This is a genomic window from Methylacidimicrobium cyclopophantes, assembly GCF_902143385.2.
GTDB lineage: Bacteria > Verrucomicrobiota > Verrucomicrobiia > Methylacidiphilales > Methylacidiphilaceae > Methylacidimicrobium > Methylacidimicrobium cyclopophantes.
Genome location: NZ_CABFUZ020000153.1, coordinates 1 through 17553, shown reverse-complemented (window position 1 = coordinate 17553; position 17553 = coordinate 1). Strand labels below are relative to the sequence as shown.

Sequence of the window (17553 nt, the reverse complement as noted above, 5' to 3'; positions counted from 1 at the left end):
GGGGGATCGCCCCCGCCGTCACATTCTTCCGGGTCGGGGAAGATCCCGCCTCGGAGCTCTACGTTCGTATGAAGGAGAGGAAGGCGAAGGAGCTGGGCATTCTCTCCGAGGTGGTGGTTTTACCGGGAAGGGCGACGGAGCAGGAACTGCTCCTCCGCTTGGAGGAGAAGAACCGAGATCCACGGATCCACGGCATCTTGGTGCAGATGCCGCTCCCGCCGCAGATTCGAGCCGAGGTGGTTTGCCAAACGATCGATCCCACCAAGGACATCGATGGATTCCATCCGCTCAACGCCGGCAAGCTGCTTTTGGGCGATCCCTCCGGATTCCCTCCCTGCACTCCTGCCGGCATTTGCGAGATCTTCCGGCACTACGGCCTGAAGACGGCCGGGGCGGAAGTCGTGATCCTCGGGAGGAGCAATATCGTGGGAAAGCCTCTCGCCGCTCTCCTCTTGGCCAAGGGTGCCCAAGGCGATGCCACGGTAACGGTCCTTCACTCCCAAAGCCGCAACATCCCGGAACATTGCCGCCGTGCCGACTTCTTGATCGCGGCCCTAGGAAAGGCCGAATTCGTCCGAGGGAACATGGTCAAGCCCGGAGCCGTCGTCGTCGACGTGGGGGTCACCCGCCTACCCGACCCCTCTCTTCCGGGTGGGAGCCGGATTGCGGGAGACGTCCATTTCGCGGAGGTGCGTCGGACCGCCGGTTGGCTCACCCCGAATCCGGGGGGAGTCGGCCCGATGACCATCGCCATGCTGCTCGCCAACACCGTCGAGGCCGCCGAGCGGCTTGCCGATCGAAAGGCGGATTAACCGCCCGTCTCTCTCATCTGCCCTCAGCCCCGATTTCCGATGCCGCAACGGCGATCGCAACAGGAGCTATTCCCCGTTGGGGCCCGCGGCCGATGCTCTCTCGAGAAGTTGACTCCACTGCGGTCTCTCGGTCGAAGCTTCCTCCTCGACTAAAGCCGGCTGCGCGGGCGGCTCTCCATGCTCGATCAGCCGCAGATGGCGATAGGCACGGAATCCCGTCCCTGCGGGGATCAGATGGCCCATGATGATGTTTTCCTTGAAGCCTCGGAGCTTGTCGATCTTCCCCAAGGTGGCAGCCTCGGTGAGGACCCGAGTGGTGTCCTGGAAGCTCGCGGCGGCGATGAAGCTCTCGGTCTCGACCGAGGCCTTGGTAATCCCGAGAAGGACGGGAACCCCTTCGGCCGGCTTACCTCCCTTTGCTTCCACTTCTCGGTTCGTTCGCTCGAATTCGAGCCGATCCACCTGCTCTCCCCACAGGAACGGGGTGTCACCCGCATCGAGGATCTTCACCTTGCGCAACATCTGCCGGATGATGATCTCGACGTGCTTGTCGTTGATCTCGACCCCTTGCAGCCGGTAGACCTCCTGTACTTCATTGAGGAGATATTCCTGGAGCTCCTGGACTCCGCCCACCTCCAGAATCTCCTGCGGGACAATCGGTCCTTCGGTGAGCTGTTGCCCTTTGCGCACGACATCGCCCTTGAAGACGATCAGATGCTTGGAAAGAGGAATCAGATGTTCCTCCTCCTGCCCCGACTGCGGGTCCTGGATTAGCAGCCGACGCTTGCCGCGGACGATGCCGCCATCCTCGACGATTCCGTCGATTCGCGCGATCTCCGCCGAATCCTTTGGACGCCGCGCCTCGAAGAGTTCCGCCACGCGTGGGAGTCCCCCCGTAATGTCTTTGGTCTTCACCAGCTTTCTGGGCGTCCGGGCGATTCGCTGTCCGGCGGCCACATGCTCCTTGGGCTTGACCTCGATGCGCGCCCCCGCAGGGATGCCGTAAAACGCGAGCACTTCGCCGCTCTTTTCGTCTCGGATCACGATCTGCGGGTGGAGATCGTGCTTATGCTCGATCACGACCGTCCCGATCTGCTTGGTTGCCTCGTCGAGCTCCTTCTTGACCGTCACGCCCTCGATGATGTCGTGGAACTCCACGACCCCGGCCTTTTCCGTGAGAACCGGAACGTTGTAAGGATCCCACTGGACGAATACCTGTCCCTTCTTGACTGCGCCGCCGTCCGGCACCGAGACGAGGCTGCCCATGACGATCGTGTGGCGCTCGAGCTCGCGACCGGATGCGTCCACCACTGAAAGGAATCCGGATTTGTTCAAGACGACGAAATTGCCGTCCAGAGAGCGCACTACCCGAAGATCGATATACTGAACCAAGCCGTCGTTTTTGGCTCGGATCTGCGGTTGCTTGAAAATCTGGGAAGCGGTCCCACCGATGTGGAATGTCCGCATCGTCAATTGCGTCCCGGGTTCTCCAATCGACTGGGCGGCAATCACCCCGACCGATTCGCCCAGCTTCGCCATTCGATTGGTGGCGAGATTGAGCCCATAGCACTTGGCGCAAACCCCCCACTTGCTTTCGCACGTAAGCGCCGAGCGGATCCGCACCTTCTCGACGCCTAACTGCTCCACCGCCCGCGCCTTCGCGTCGTCGAAGAGCTCCCCGCTGACAACGATCTTCTTGCGGGTCATCGGGTCGGTGATGTCCTCGCACGAAACCCGGCCGTAAATCCGGTCGCTCAGCTTGACGATCTCTTCATCTCCCTCGTAGATCGCCTGCGCGACCAACCCGTTTGTCGTGCCGCAATCCTCTTCGGTGATCACCACGTCCTGCGCCACGTCGTGGAGCTTGCGAGTCATGTACCCGGCGTCCGCGGTCTTGAGAGCGGTGTCCGCCAGCCCCTTCCGCGCGCCATGCGTGCTGATGAAGTACTCGAGGACCGAGAGCCCCTCACGGAAATTGGAGGTGATCGGTCTCTCGATGATTTCGCCGGACGGTTTTGCCATCAAGCCACGGATTCCCGCGAGCTGCCGCACCTGCTGGCGATTTCCCCGCGCACCCGAATCCACCATCAGGAAGAGTGGATTAAACTCCGAGCGGTCCCGATTGCTTTCCAAGGTGCGGAGGATCACGCCGGAAATCTCGTCGGTGGCTTGGGTCCAGATGTCGACGATCTTGTTGTAGCGCTCCCCGTCGGTGATTGCCCCCGATCGGTACTGGCGCTCGACGACGGTCACCCGCTCTTGGGCTTTCGCCACGACCCGTGCTTTCTCTTCCGGGATGATCATATCACTCATTCCGATGGAGATCCCCGCCTGCGTCGCTTCTCGGAAGCCGACGCGCTTGAGCTGATCGAGGCAGAGCGTGGTCTCTTCCCGGCCTACGAGCTGATAGCAGCGCAAGATGAGGTCGCCGAGCTGCTTCTTCCCCGCCGGCTTGTTGAAAAAGCCGAGATCCTTCGGCCAAATTTGATTGAAGATCACCCTGCCGGGAGTCGTTTCGATAAACCGCTTTTCCTTGTCTCCGAAAAGCGTATTTCGACCGAAGTCGGGGTTCGCAAAGAGAATGGAATCGTGGGTCTTCACTACACCTTCTCCCAACGCGAAGAGGACCTCGTCCGCATCGGAGAAGAGCGGACGCCGGGGCGGTGAAACCCCAGGAGGAAGTCGGTGCGGCGACTGCGTAAGGTAGTAGCAGCCGAGCGTGATGTCCTGCGTCGGCGTCATGATCGGCCGGCCGCTCGACGGGGAAAAGATGTTTTGGGAGGCGAGCATCAACAACCGAGCCTCCAGCTGCGCCTCGATCGAGAGCGGCACGTGCACCGCCATCTGATCGCCATCGAAGTCCGCATTGTAGGCCGTGCAGACGAGCGGATGAATCCGAATGGCGTCGCCTTCGATCAGCACCGGCTCGAAAGCCTGGACCGAGAGGCGATGGAGCGTCGGAGCCCGATTCAAAAGCACCGGGTGCCCTTGGGTCACCTGATCGAGTATATCCCAAACCAGCGGGTCTTGCTTCTCGATCATCTTCTTGGCGCTCCGCACCGTATGGACGTGACCAAGCTCTCGGAGCCTTCGGATCATGAAGGGCTCGAAAAGGACCAGGGCCATCTTCTTCGGTAACCCGCACTGGTTGAGCTTCAATTCAGGACCGACGACGATCACCGACCGGCCGCTATAATCGACCCTCTTCCCCAAGAGGTTCATTCGGAAGCGGCCCGTCTTCCCCCGAAGCATATCCGATAGGGATTTGAGCGGCCGATTGCCGACTCCGGTCACCGCTCTCCCGTGACGACCATTATCCAGCAGAGCATCGACAGCCTCCTGGAGCATGCGCTTTTCATTCCGGATGATCACTTCCGGAGTCTTCAACTGCAAAAGGGTCCGCAGCCGGTTGTTCCGATTGATCACCCGCCGATAGAGATCGTTGAGGTCAGAAGTTGCGAACCGTCCTCCTTCGAGGGGGACCAAGGGGCGCAGATCGGGAGGAATCACCGGCAGGATCTCGAGGATCATCCATTCGGGCCGGGTGCCGACGCCCAGGAAGCCTTGAACGAGCTTCAACCTCTTCGCCATCTTCTTGCGGAGCTGCTTGCTGCGGGTCTGCTCCATACTTTGGGCGAGCTGGCTTGCGAGCTCTTCCAAGTCGATCATCCGCAAGCAATCCCGCACGGCTTCCGCGCCCATCTTGGCGACGAAGGATCCCTCCCCGTACTGCGCGACCGCATCCCGGTGCTCATGCTCGGTCAGAAGCTGTCTCGGGCGCAGTTGCGTCTGCCCAGGATCGATGACGAGATAATCCTCGTAGTAGATCACCCTTTCCAGATCCCGAGCCGTCATGTCCATCATGAGGCCGAGCCGGCTCGGCATGCACTTGAGAAACCAGATATGGGCCACGGGGACGGCGAGCCGGATGTGACCCATCCGCTGCCTGCGGACCCGGGAGAGGGTCACCTCGACTCCGCAGCGATCGCAAACCACCCCTTTGTATTTGATGCGCTTGTACTTCCCGCAGGCGCACTCCCAATCCTTGGTCGGCCCAAAGATTCGCTCGCAGAAGAGGCCCCCCTTTTCGGGTTTGAAGGTGCGGTAATTGATGGTTTCCGGGTTCTTTACCTCCCCTTTGCTCCACGATTCGATGGTTTCCGGCGAAGCGATCGTGATGCACGCTTCGTTGAAATCGCTCGACCGTTCCAACCCGAGAATCTCTCGAGCCGTCATGCTTTCGGTAACCATACTATCCCTCCGCCGCATTGCGCTTTTTGCGGTCGCCACCGCGTTGCTTCCAATCACCAAAGCCGATCATGCCGCCTCTGGACCGGCGGGAGCCTTTCGAATCTCGCCGTTCCCCATCTCGCTCTCCGTGGGGGCCCGAACCCCGATCTTGGGGTCGAGGCAGAGGCCCTGCAGCTCCTTGAGCAGAACGTTGAAGGATTCCGGTCGACCGGGCTCCAGGTAGTTCTCCCCCTTGACGATCGTCTCGTAGATGCGCGTTCGTCCGGAAACGTCGTCGGATTTGACGGTGAGCATTTCCTGGAGCGTATAGGCGGCTCCGTAAGCCTCCATCGCCCAGACTTCCATTTCTCCGAAGCGCTGGCCGCCGTACTGCGCTTTGCCCCCCAGGGGTTGCTGGGTAACAAGAGCATAGGGCCCGACCGCCCGGGCGTGGATCTTGTCGGCGACCATGTGATTGAGCTTCATCATGTAAATTACGCCCACCACGACCCGCTGGTCGAAACGATCTCCGGTTCGCCCGTCGTAAAGGTAGGTCTTCCCGTCTTCGTCGAGCCCCGCTTCCCGAAGGAACTTCTGGATCTGCTCTTCCTTCACGCCGTCGAAAACCGGCGTCGCAACGGCGAAGCCGAGCGTCCTGGCGGCAATGCCCAGGTGCGTCTCCAGTACCTGACCGACGTTCATTCGAGAAGGGACACCCAGCGGATTGAGGACGATGTCGACGGGGGTGCCGTCCGGGAGAAACGGCATGTCCTCGACCGGAACGATCCGAGAGACCACTCCCTTGTTCCCATGGCGGCCGGCCATCTTGTCCCCGATGGAGATCTTTCGCTTGCTGGCGATGTAGACCTTGACCTGCTTGACGATCCCCGGCTCGATGTCCTCCCGGCTCTCCACCTGATCGAGCTCGCCCTCCTTATCGTTGCGAAGCTGCTCGAACTTCGACTCGAAGCTCCCAATGATCTCGAAGATCTTGGTCCGGATCGGGCTCGGATCGATTTCGATATGGTCGCAACAGGCCGCCATCTTCCGGAGGAGCGTCTTCGTAATCTTCCGGTTGGCCGGAATCACGATCTCTCCGGTTTCCGCATCTACGACATCCAGCGGGATCTTTTCGTTGAGCAGAATGTTGGAGAGCGCCTGCGTCAGCTCTTCCTTGAGCTCGTTCTCCTTCTGCTCGTACCGGCTTTCGATCTCCTTGATCTTCTGCTTGGCCTCGCTGAGGCCGAGTTTTTCCTTCTCCGACTTGGACTGGTGACTACTGACCCGGACGTCCATGACGATTCCGCTCGTCCCGGAAGGAACCCGCAGCGACGAGTCCTTTACATCGGCCGCCTTGTCTCCGAAGATCGCACGCAACAGCCGCTCTTCCGGAGCCAGCTCGGTCTCGCTGACCGGGCTGATCTTGCCGACGAGAATGTCGCCCGGCTTGACCTCCGCCCCGATCCGAACGATGCCGTCGGTACCGAGATTCTTCAGAGCCTCGTCTCCGACATTCGGGATATCCCGGGTAATCTCTTCGGGACCGAGCTTGGTATCGCGGGCGACGATCTCGAATTCGTCGATATGAACGCTGGTAAAAAGATCCTCCTTGACCAGTCGCTCCGAAAGAACGATCGCGTCCTCGAAGTTGTATCCATTCCACGGCATGAAGGCGACCACCAGATTCTGGCCAAGAGCCAGCTCCCCATTCGACGTCGAGGGACCATCCGCCAGCGGGTCCCCCCGCTTCACCAGATCCCCTTTGCGGACGATCGGCTTCTGGTTGATGCAGGTGCCCGCGTTCGACCGCATGAACTTCCGGAGGGAAAACGTGCGCGGAGCGTGCTCATGCTTGCTCTTTTTCTTCTTTTCCCCCTCGCCTCCGGTCGGCTCGACGACGATCTCCGTTCCGGTTACCGAAACGACCTTCCCCTCTATGTCACTCAGAAGGACCGCGCCGACGTCTTCGACCACCCGACGCTCCATTCCGGTCCCCACGATCGGCGCTTCCGGGTTGAGAAGGGGAACGGCCTGACGCTGCATATTGGAGCCCATCAGAGCTCGGTTAGCGTCATCATGCTCCAAAAACGGGATGAGGGCCGTCGCGACGGAAACCACTTGCTTGGAGGAGACGTCGAGGAAATTGACCTTTTCTCGATCGACCTCCATGAACTCTCCGCGGAATCGGACGGCGACGCGCTTGCTCAAGATCGACCCGTCTTCCCCGACAGGGGTGCTGGCCATGCCGATGATCACGTTTTCTTCCTGATCCGCGGATAAGTAGACGATCTCCCTTGTCGCCCTGCCGTCGACCACCCTCCGATAAGGCGTTTCGAGGAAGCCATAGTCGTTGAAACGTCCGAAACAGGACATCGAAGCGATCAAGCCGATGTTTGGTCCCTCCGGGGTTTCAATCGGGCAGATGCGCCCGTAGTGGGAAGGATGGACGTCCCGGACCTCGAAGCCCGCCCGTTCCCGGGAAAGACCCCCGGGCCCGAGCGCCGAAAGCCTCCGTTTGTGCGTCAGCTCCGAAAGGGGATTGATCTGATCCATGAGCTGGGAGAGTTGACTGCGGGCGAAGAAGTCGCGAATGGTGGCCGAGAGCGCTTTCGGATTGATCAACTTCTGAGGCGTCATCCCCTCGGCGTTTACGTCGAAAAGGGTCATCCGCTCCTTCACAAGCCGCTCGGTTCGCGCCAAGCCGATCCGGCACTGGCTCGCCACGAGTTCCCCAACACTCCTCACCCGACGATTTCCCAGATGGTCGATGTCGTCCGTCGTCCCTTCGCCGTGCTGGAGAGCAATCAAATAGCGCGTGGCCGCTACGATGTCCTCGGGGGTCAGCGTGCGAATGTCCAGGCTCGTTTCGAGCCCCAATTTCTGGTTCAGCTTATAGCGCCCGACCCGGCCTACGTCGTAGCGCTTCGGATCGAAAAGAAGGCGCTTGAGCAAGAGCTTCGCATTGGCCTCCGTCGGGGGATCTCCCGGGCGCAAGCGCCGGTAGATCTCCTTGAGCGCCTCGCCCTGATCTCTCGCCGAATCCCTTCGCAAACATTTGACGATCGTGTCGTCCTCTCGGATATCGACGACCCGGATAGTCTTGACGTCGGCCTCCATCAAGAGCCGCACGGCCGTTTTCGTGAGGGGCTCGAGCCCTCGGACGAGCACCTTCTCTGGATCCCGAGGATCCCGCGCCTCGCGTACCAACACCTTGTTCGGAAGATCCTCGTCGCTCGGCGGAGCCGCTTCGAGATCGAGCTCTTCCACCGGATAGAAAAGGCCGAGAATCTCTTCGTCGCTTCCGTGGCCGAGGGCCCGCAAGAGCGTGGTGACCAGGAACTTTCTCCGCTTCTTTCGCCGATCGAGATGGACGTGGAGCAGATCGCTCGTGTCGAAAGCCACTTCCAACCAGGTGCCGCGATCCGGGATCACACGAAACGAGTAGAGCACCTTGCCGTTCAAATGGAGGCTCGATTCGAAGCAGATGCCGGGCGAGCGATGGAGTTGGCTGACGATCACTCGCTCCGCTCCATTGATGACGAAGCTCCCGTGATCGGTCATCAAAGGAAGCTCGCCCATATAGACGCGCTCTTCCTTCAATCCGTTTTCGTCCCGCAGGCGGAACGTTACGTAGAGGGCGGCCGCGTACGTCTCCCCATGCTGCAGGCAGTGGAGAGGCGAAAACTTGGGAGGAGTCGTCTCATAGGAAAGATATTCGAGGCGTACTTTTCCATCGTAGCTTTCGATAGGAAATACCTCGAGGAAGACCCCGTGAAGGCCATCCGGCTTCCGCTCGCTCGCGGGAACGCCCAGCTGGAGAAACTCCTCGTAGGACCGAATCTGATGCTCGATCAAATTCGGCAAGGGCACCGCTTCCTCGATCTTTCCGAAGTTCACTCGCTGCCAAGCTCTTTTGCTCATGCCTCTTTCTGCCGTCCCCCGATCGGTTCGGCCGGCCCGGAAGGTTCTCCTCACCGGGCCCCGATGCTGTTTTCTCTGATCTCGCTCAGATCGTTTCTCTTATTGGATCTCGACCTGCGCACCCGCCGCCTCGATCTTTTTCTTGATGGCTTCCGCTTCTTCCTTGGTCACTCCCTCTTTGATCGCCTTGGGAGCGCTCTCTACCAAAGCCTTCGCTTCGGCCAGACCGAGGCCCGAGACCGCAGCCCGAACTTCCTTGATCACCGCGATCTTATTGGCACCGACAGCCTTCAGGATCACGTTAAAGGCGGTCTTCTCCTCCGCGGCCGCCTTCGGGCCCTCGGCTCCGCCCGCAGGGGCCGCCGCAACGGCTACCGGAGCCGCAGCGCTGACCCCCCACTTCTCTTCGAGTTGCTTCACCAACTGAGCCACTTCGAGAACCGTTAGGTTACTCAACTGCTCTACCACCGCATTCAAGTCTGCCATGCTTTCCTTTCCGATCCCGTAGCGTCACGCGCCCGCGTTGACGATTCTCCCCGGAGGGCTCCAAGGCTAGCGGGACCTTTCTCCCTTTCCTATGGGCGATTCCATCGACCGCCCCCTTCGGACCATTCGCCGAAGCTCGCTTGCGAAAGACTCCACCGATTGCCGCTCACGTCGCCGCTGCGCCTTCCTGCTGCTTTTCATGCGCCGCAAGCGTCCGCGCAAGAGCCCGCGAAGGTTCCGACAGAACGGAAACCAGTCGGGTCGCCGGCGCCTGGAGAAGGCCCAGCAGCTTTCCCAGCAGCTCTTCTCGGCTCGGTAACTCCGCCAACGCAGCCGCCTCGGCGGCGCTTAACGTGCGATCGTCGAGGAGGCCGCCCAACAGCTTCGGGCGAGTAAATTCCGCGACGAAGTTCTTCAAAATCTTCGAAGCGGCGATCATGTCACCGTGCGCGATCGCGGCGACCTGTCCCTTTAGGGTCCACTCTTCGGGCAACCGCCGACTTTCCCGAAGGATACGCGTCAGCGCTTGGTTTTTCGCAACCCGGCAACGCGCCCCGACGGAAGCCAACCGCTGGCGCAGCTCCCGGAATTCTTCCGCCCGGAGGCCGGAATAGGCAACGAACAAAATATAGGCCGAGCCTTCGAGCCACTCCTGGATTTCGATCGAAAGAAACTTCTTTTCCGGCCTCATGACCTCATCCCTTTCCCTTGCTGTCACTTGCGCTGAAACTCCGCTGGATCGAGCGGAATCTTCGGACTGACCGTCGCGGAAAGACCCAGCGACTCGACATACCGGCCTTTCGCCGTCGCCGGCTTCGCTTTTTGGACGGCTTCCATCGCCTGGAGGGCGTTTTCCCGCAAGGCCTCCGTCGTAAACGAGCGCCTTCCGATCACAATATGCACATTGGCGCTCTTATCCATCTTGAACTCGACCCGCCCCGCCTGACACTCCCGCACCGCGGAAACCACGTCTTCGGTAACCGTTCCGGTGCGCGGGTTCGGCATCAGGCCTCGCGGACCGAGGATCTTGCCCAACTTACGCACTTCCTGCATCGCGTCAGGCGTCGCGATCGCCACATCGAACCCGGTAAATCCTTCCGAAACTTTTTTTATGAGATCCTCGAAGCCGACGAAATCGGCTCCAGCCTCTTTCGCCGCCTCGGCCGCGGAGCCGCGAGCGAACACGGCTATGCGAACTTTTTTACCGGACCCGTGGGGGAGCCGAAGGCTGCCTCGGACCATCTGCTCGCCCTGTTTCGGATCGACGCCCAAATGCATCGCGAGCTCCACCGACTCGTCGAAGCGAGCCTTGGGCATCTTCGCCAAAACCTCAAGAGCCTCGCCGATCCCATATCGCTTCCCGGGATCAACCTGCTTCACCGCCTCCCGGTAGCGCTTGCTTCGTTTCGCACTCACTTCTCTCTCCCTTCGCTTCGAGCCATTTCCCGGAACAAGACCCTCTCGCCTTATCCCTCGATGTCGATTCCCATGCTCCGCGCCGTCCCCGCGATGATCCGGAATGCGGCTTCATCGGAATTGGCATTCAAATCCTTCTTTTTCTGCCGGACGATTTCCATGACCTGCGCCCGTCCCACCTTCGCCACCTTGACGCGATTGGGCTCCTTCGATGCGGTGGCGATGTTCGCGGCTTTCTTCAACAAGACGGCCGCCGGAGGAGATTTCGTCACGAAGCTGAAGGACTTATCCTTATAAATCGTGATGACGACCGGAAGCAGCATCCCCGCTTCCTTTTGCGTCTTCGCGTTGAACTCCTTGCAAAAGCCCATGATGTTGACGCCGTGCTGGCCGAGAGCGGGTCCGACGGGCGGAGCTGGGTTCGCTTGTCCGGCTGGTATCTGGAGCCTAACGATCGCATGTACTTCTTTGGCCATTTCCTTCTTCCTCTCTCGCTTCTCCGCCGGGACAAGCCCAACGCTCGGAGCAAGACCCTGTCACGTTGCTTTTTCTACCTGCCAAAACTCGAGCTCCACCGGGGTCGAGCGCCCGAACATGTTGACGGAAATCCAGAGCTTTCCGCGCTCTAGATCCACTCCTTCGACAACTCCTTCCGAGTTCAGGAAGGGACCATCGCCCACCTTCACCCGATCGCCGACGGCAAAGGAAGTCTTCGGTGAAGGACGCTCCTTCCCTTCTTCCATCTGCCGGAGAATCTCGCCCACCTGCTCCGGAGGCATCGGTAACGGGTTTTCCCCGCCGGCGAATCCGATCACTCCGGGGGTTTCTCGGATGAAGTGCCACGTCTTTTCGATCAGCTTATCCTTGGCGTCGCGCAGCCGCATTCGGACAAAGACATATCCGGGATAGATCTTGCGATCCATTTGGACCCGCTTTCCCCTCCGGATCTCCGAGACGCGCTCCACCGGGATTACCACTTGACCGATGAGATCTCCCATCTCCTCCGTTTGTATCCGCCTCTCGATACTCTTCTTGACGCGCGCTTCATGCGCCGAAAGCACATGGAGGACATACCACTGGCCCGTATCCTCGGATGACTGCGCTTCGCTTCTCTTCTCTTCGGTCAAGCCGACTCCGTTTGCTTCTTCGAGCGGTTTCATCGAGCGTCCTACAAGTGCAGCCTGGTCAGAAAGCCGACCACCCGGATCAGCAAGAAGTCCGCGAACGTCACGACGGCCGCGAGCAAGACCGAAGAGATTGCGACTACCACAGTCGAATCAATCAACTCCCGGTAGCGGCGCGCTCCCTTTTCTTGGGGCTCCCACGGCCAGGAGCACTTCTTCAGCTCTCCAGAAACCTCGGCGAGAAAGCTCGCCACCCGCTTCCTTTGCCGAGCCCACACCCACCCCAACGCGACGACACTCGCCAGCCCGAGCACCAACGCGATCCATGTTGAGATAGTAAAATTTTGCATAGCCGCAGGGCAGGAGGGACTCGAACCCCCAACCGACGGTTTTGGAGACCGCTACTCTACCAATTGAGCTACTGCCCTGTTTTTGGGGTCTTATACCAGATAAACAGATTCTCCGCCGGATTCAACCCTTCTCCCATTCTTCTCGGATTACGCGAGAATCTCCGTGACCCTTCCGGCACCCACGGTCTTACCCCCTTCTCGGATAGCGAAGCGCATCGCCTTCTCCATCGCGATGGGAGTGATCAACTCGACCTCCACCTCGACATTGTCGCCGGGCATGACCATCTCGACCCCTTCCTTGAGCTTCACGTTGCCGGTGACATCGGTCGTCCGGAAATAGAACTGAGGACGATACCCGGCGAAAAAGGGCGTATGACGACCCCCTTCTTCCTTGGTCAGCACATAGACCTGGGCCTTGAACTTCGTGTGAGGGGTAATGCTTCCCGGCTTCGCAACCACTTGCCCCCGCTCGACATCCTCTTTCTTGATGCCGCGGAGCAATACGCCCACGTTATCGCCGGCCTCCGCCGACTCGAGGATCTTCCGGAACATCTCGATATCGGTCACCACGGTCTTCACGGTGGGTCGGATCCCCACGATCTCGACCTCTTCCATGCGCTTGAGCACCCCCCGCTCCACGCGACCCGTTACCACCGTTCCCCGGCCCTCAATATTGAAAACGTCCTCCACCGGCATGAGAAACGGCTGGTCCTTCGGACGTTCCGGGATCGGAATATATTCGTCCATTGCGGCAATGAGGGCTAGGATGTTCTTTTCCTGCTCCGCGTCCCCTTCCAAAGCCTTTAACGCGCTTCCCCGGACGATCGGAATCTTGTCTCCCGGAAACTCATACTTGCTCAGCAACTCGCGGACTTCGAGCTCCACCAGATCGATCAACTCCTGATCATCGACCATGTCGACCTTGTTGAGAAAGACCACGATCGCCGGCACCCCGACCTGACGAGCAAGAAGGATATGCTCCCGGGTCTGCGGCATCGGGCCGTCGGGAGCGCTCACGACGAGAATCGCCCCATCCATCTGTGCCGCACCCGTGATCATGTTCTTGATGTAGTCGGCGTGTCCGGGGCAGTCGACGTGGGCGTAGTGGCGATTATCCGATGAATATTCGACATGGGTGGTACTGATCGTAATGCCCCGCTCCCTCTCCTCCGGTGCATTGTCGATCTGATCGTACCCCTTCTTTTCCGCAAGACCCTTCTTGGCAAGGACAGAGGTGATCGCTGCCGTCAACGTGGTTTTCCCATGATCCACATGCCCGATGGTGCCTACATTCACATGCGGCTTCGAACGTACGAAACTCTCTTTCGCCATGAATACTCCTCGCTCCTTTGCTTCTTACTCTTTCCGATTCTCTAAACCGTCTTCCTTGCGGCCGAGCCCATGACCGGGCTCGAACCGGTGACCTCGTCCTTACCAAGGACGTGCTCTGCCAACTGAGCTACATGGGCACTCGCCGCTTTCCCTTCTTTGGGACAACACCCCGTCCTTGAGAGAAGGATAACGATCGCCAAGCTCGCGCTCAATGTCAAGCTTGGCCTTGCTCCAAAAAGAAAAAGAATCTTATCCCGAGCTCTCGCCGGAACCGACTCCCGGCCCGCTCCGCAACTCTCCGGGCGCAAGGCGAAGCACGCGCGCATCGAGGCTCCCCGAGGCCACTCGAACCCGTAGCTCGCGACCGATCAACTCCGGGCTCGCTTTCCGAAGAATACGCCCTTGTTCATCAAAGGCAATCGCATACCCCCGTTGCAAGGTGGCTTCCGGGCTCAAAGCCGCCAGCCGCGCCGCCCACTGCTCGACCTGTTCCGACAAGCGGCGGATCTGCTCCTCACACCGTAAAGCCTTCCAATGGCGGACGAGATACTCCCAACGCTCTTTCTTGATCGACACCGCCCGCCGCAGGGAACGTTGGAGCGCCTCCTCTTCCTCATCCACCATCTGCTGCCAGCGCGAAAGGATGCGGGAGGGCTCGCGAAAGAACGGACTTCCGGCCAACCGCGCCAACCGCTCTCGGCCGAGTTCCAGCATTCTGGCCACCGCCCGCCCGGCCTGTTGCCGCAACCGCTCCACCTCCGAGCGCCAGTCATTCCAATCGCGGGCGATCAGCTCCGCCGCCGCGGATGGCGTAGGGGCACGAAGATCGGCAGCCAAATCCGCAATCGTGAAATCGGTTTCGTGGCCGACTCCCGACACGGTCGGAACGCGACAATCCGCCAGCGCTCGTGCCACGATCTCCTCATTGAAGGGCCACAAGTCTTCCAAGCTGCCTCCACCCCGGGCGATCACCAGAACGTCGACCGAAGGGGGGCCGTTAAAAGCACGGATCGCGGCCGCAATCGCCCTAGCCGCCTGGGCCCCCTGGACCGGCACGTCACGAACGAAAATTTCCAACCCCGGCGCCCTTCGCTCCAAAATGCGCAGGAAGTCCTGGATCACCGCACCCTTAAGGGAAGTGACCAAGCCCACCCTTTCCGGAAAAGCCGGGAGTCTGCGCTTGCGGGCGGAGTCGAAAAGGCCTTCCGCCGCCAACCTCCTCTTCAACGCTTCCAGCCTCTCGAGCAACGCCCCTTCCCCCCGCGCTTGCACGTCCGCGGCAACGATCTGATATTGACCCCGCGCTTCGAAAATGGTCAGCCGTCCTCGAACGACGACTGCGGCACCCTCTCGAAGGCGGATCGACAGACGAGCAGCGTCAGATCGAAAGAGGACGATCTGGATGACCGCCTGCTCGTCCTTGAGGGTGAAGTAATAATGGCCGGAGCTCGGACAGCGCAGATTCGAGATCTCTCCCTCCACCCATACTTGCGGGAAGCCGGCCTCGAGAAGCGCCCGGACTCTCCGCGTCAATTCGCTAACGGAAAGAGGCTTTTCGGCGCTCTCCCCGGGAGCCGTCGCCTCCGCCCCGGGCTTCCCCCAAAAGTCGAGCTCCTGCTCTTCGATCAGTGGATCTCCCGCCATAACTTCTGCTCGATCAACCTTTGAATGACCTCCGGATAGAGTCGATGCTCCGCCTCCTGAATGCGAGCATGCAGGCTTTCGGGAGTATCGCCCGGCCGGATCGGCACCCGCGCCTGCCCGAGGATCGGACCGCTATCCACCTCCGGCTCCACCCAATGCACCGTACAACCCGTTTCGGCCACACCCGCCTCCAAGGCCTGCTTCCAGGCTTCTTTGCCTTTGAAAGCGGGAAGCAGCGAAGGATGGATGTTGAGGATCTTTCCCGGATAGGCGGCCAAAAGAGGGCCCTTGAGCACGCGCAGGAAGCCGGCAAGAACCACCAAGTCGACTCCAAAGCGCCGAAGGGATCGAGCCAGCTCCTCCTCGATATGGGGCTCGAGCCAAGTCCGATACCGTCCCTTCGGAAGAACGACGGTGGGGATCTTTGCCGACCGGGCCAGCTCCAGGATCCTGGCGTCTTCCCGATCGCTCAGGACGACGGAGATCGAGGCGGAGAGGCGTCCGGTGGCGATTGCATCCAAGATCGCGGCAAAGTTGCTGCCGCGGCCCGATCCGAGGATGCCCAGCCTCACTTGTCTTTCCGCACTCATCCCTTCTGCCAAGCCTCCCAAGCCGCGGTAGTCGATCTGCCTTCCACGAGCGGGAAGAAGCGGATCTCCACCCCCATTCTTTCCAACGCTTCCCGTTCTTCCGCATCGAGAGTTTCGCGCCGGTAATCGCCCCCTTTTACGTAAATCCTCGGCCGAACCGCTCGGAGAAATGCGGTTGCCCGTAGTCCGGGGAAGATCGTCACCAGATCGACCGGCCGGAGAGCGGCGAGAAGCTCCGCCCTCTCCGCCTCCGGATGAACCGGCCGCCTCTCTCCCTTCCGCGCGCGAACCGACTCGTCATCGTTGATCCCTACCCAGAGCAGGTCTCCCAACGATCGAGCGAAGGAGAGGCTACGAAGATGGCCGACGTGCAACAGATCGAAGCAGCCGTTAGTCGCAACGATCCTCTTCCCCTCGAGCTCCTCCCGCACTCGAGGAACTTCCGCCATCGAGACCACGAACGCCCGACCCTCGCTCATCCCTGCCCTCCCTCGCCGATCATCTTTTCCGGGCGGATGAGCTCCTCAAGCTCTTCCACCGACAAATATCCCCCTTCCAGACAAACTTCCCGAATGGTCTTCTGCTCGCGATAGGCCTGCTGTGCGATCTTGGCCGACCGATCATAACCCAGCCGGGGAGCCAGAGCGGTCACGAGCATGAGAGATCGCTCGACCTCGTTGCGAAGCACTTCCAGATTCGGCCGCAACCCCTCGAGGCAAAAGAGCCGAAAGCACCGGCACGCGTCGCTCAGGAGCCGGATCGAGCTCAGCAGATCGAAGACGATCATGGGCTTGAAGACGTTGAGTTCGAAATTTCCCTGGGAGCCTGCAAACCCGATCGCCGCGTCCGCCCCCATGACCTGAACGCAGACCATCGCCATCGCTTCCGCCTGGGTCGGATTGACCTTGCCCGGCATGATGGATGAGCCGGGTTCGTTCTCCGGCAGCACCAGCTCGGCAAGACCGCAGCGCGGACCCGAGCCCATCCAGCGGATGTCATTGGCCAGCTTGAAGAAAGAGGCCGCCAGATTCCGCAGGGAGGAGCTGACGGCCAAAAGGGGTTCGTGGGAGGCCAAGGCGGCGAACTTGTTGGGCGCGGAGTAGAACGGAAGTCCGGTCCACTCCGCCAGCCTTGCGCACACTCCTTTGCTGAAACCGGGAGGAGCGTTCAATCCGGTCCCCACGGCCGTTCCCCCGATCGCCAATCCATAAAGCGGGGCCATCCGGCCGCGCAGATCGGCCAGCCCCAGCTCGAGTTGCCCCACATACCCGCTGAATTCCTGCCCGAGCGTCAAGGGCACGGCATCCATCAAATGCGTTCGGCCGATCTTGACGATGCCCGCAAACTCCTGGCTCCGTCTCCGCAGGCAGTCGAGCATCTTCTCTAATTCCGGATAGAGCTTGTGGTGGAGCGCGAGGGCGACGGCCAGATGCATGGCCGACGGAAAGGCGTCGTTCGAAGACTGAGAACGGTTGACGTCGTCATTGGGATGAATCGGACTCTTCCCTCCACGTCTCCCAACGGCCAATTCGTTCGCGCGAGCCGCAATCACTTCGTTGCAATTCATGTTCGATTGGGTCCCGCTGCCGGTCTGCCAGACGCGCAGCGGGAACTCATCGTCGAACTTACCCGCCGCGACCTCCTCGGC

General features: G+C 60.4%; 14 protein-coding genes and 2 tRNA genes. 1 reads left to right on the top strand and 15 read right to left on the bottom strand.

Annotated features, from left to right (window positions below):
• On the top strand, positions 1–812 hold an 812-nt coding region (locus FN369_RS07200), incomplete at its 5' end, for a bifunctional 5,10-methylenetetrahydrofolate dehydrogenase/5,10-methenyltetrahydrofolate cyclohydrolase (protein WP_142525501.1).
• A gap of 66 nt (positions 813–878) precedes the next feature.
• Here FN369_RS07200 and rpoC read toward each other — a convergent pair.
• The 15 genes from rpoC to FN369_RS07125 form a co-directional block, all read right to left on the bottom strand.
• A complete protein-coding gene (rpoC, locus tag FN369_RS07195) occupies positions 879–5063 on the bottom strand; it encodes a DNA-directed RNA polymerase subunit beta' (protein ID WP_142525500.1) in 4185 nt (1394 codons plus the stop codon).
• Positions 5064–5129: 66 nt separating this feature from the next.
• Entirely contained in the window at positions 5130–8963 is a 3834-nt protein-coding gene (rpoB, locus tag FN369_RS07190) for a DNA-directed RNA polymerase subunit beta (RefSeq protein WP_142525499.1), read from the bottom strand.
• 99 nt (positions 8964–9062) lie between these two features.
• A complete protein-coding gene (gene rplL / locus FN369_RS07185) occupies positions 9063–9449 on the bottom strand; it encodes a 50S ribosomal protein L7/L12 (RefSeq protein WP_142525498.1) in 387 nt (128 codons plus the stop codon).
• 166 nt (positions 9450–9615) lie between these two features.
• Positions 9616–10140, bottom strand: a complete 525-nt coding sequence (rplJ, locus tag FN369_RS07180) for a 50S ribosomal protein L10 (protein ID WP_142525497.1) — start codon at positions 10138–10140, stop codon at positions 9616–9618.
• Positions 10141–10163: 23 nt separating this feature from the next.
• Positions 10164–10865, bottom strand: a complete 702-nt coding sequence (gene rplA, locus FN369_RS07175; RefSeq protein ID WP_142525496.1) for a 50S ribosomal protein L1 — start codon at positions 10863–10865, stop codon at positions 10164–10166.
• Positions 10866–10915: 50 nt separating this feature from the next.
• Positions 10916–11341 carry a 50S ribosomal protein L11 gene (gene rplK, locus FN369_RS07170; protein WP_142525495.1) on the bottom strand — a complete coding sequence of 142 codons (426 nt, stop codon included), beginning with the start codon at positions 11339–11341 and terminating at the stop codon, positions 10916–10918.
• Positions 11342–11401: 60 nt separating this feature from the next.
• Positions 11402–12025: a transcription termination/antitermination protein NusG gene (gene nusG / locus FN369_RS07165; protein ID WP_142525494.1), complete on the bottom strand. Its 624-nt coding sequence runs from the start codon at positions 12023–12025 to the stop codon at positions 11402–11404.
• A gap of 8 nt (positions 12026–12033) precedes the next feature.
• Positions 12034–12339, bottom strand: a complete 306-nt coding sequence (locus tag FN369_RS07160; RefSeq protein ID WP_246189603.1) for a preprotein translocase subunit SecE — start codon at positions 12337–12339, stop codon at positions 12034–12036.
• Positions 12340–12344: 5 nt separating this feature from the next.
• Positions 12345–12417: transfer RNA gene (locus tag FN369_RS07155), tRNA-Trp, on the bottom strand.
• A gap of 69 nt (positions 12418–12486) precedes the next feature.
• Positions 12487–13671: an elongation factor Tu gene (tuf, locus tag FN369_RS07150; RefSeq protein ID WP_142525493.1), complete on the bottom strand. Its 1185-nt coding sequence runs from the start codon at positions 13669–13671 to the stop codon at positions 12487–12489.
• A gap of 64 nt (positions 13672–13735) precedes the next feature.
• Positions 13736–13808 (bottom strand) — tRNA-Thr (locus FN369_RS07145).
• A 112-nt stretch (positions 13809–13920) separates the two neighbouring features.
• Positions 13921–15315 carry an exodeoxyribonuclease VII large subunit gene (gene xseA / locus FN369_RS07140; protein WP_142525492.1) on the bottom strand — a complete coding sequence of 465 codons (1395 nt, stop codon included), beginning with the start codon at positions 15313–15315 and terminating at the stop codon, positions 13921–13923.
• Entirely contained in the window at positions 15297–15905 is a 609-nt protein-coding gene (purN, locus tag FN369_RS07135; protein ID WP_142525491.1) for a phosphoribosylglycinamide formyltransferase, read from the bottom strand. Before purN ends, xseA begins: the two co-directional genes overlap by 19 nt.
• The gene (locus FN369_RS07130) at positions 15902–16384 is read right to left on the bottom strand and encodes an adenylyltransferase/cytidyltransferase family protein (protein WP_142525490.1); all 483 of its coding nucleotides are present in this window, start codon (positions 16382–16384) and stop codon (positions 15902–15904) included. The genes purN and FN369_RS07130 overlap by 4 nt, the downstream gene beginning before the upstream one ends.
• A partial coding sequence (locus FN369_RS07125) for a class II fumarate hydratase (protein ID WP_142525489.1) occupies positions 16381–17553 on the bottom strand: 1173 nt, incomplete at its 5' end. The genes FN369_RS07130 and FN369_RS07125, both read right to left, overlap by 4 nt.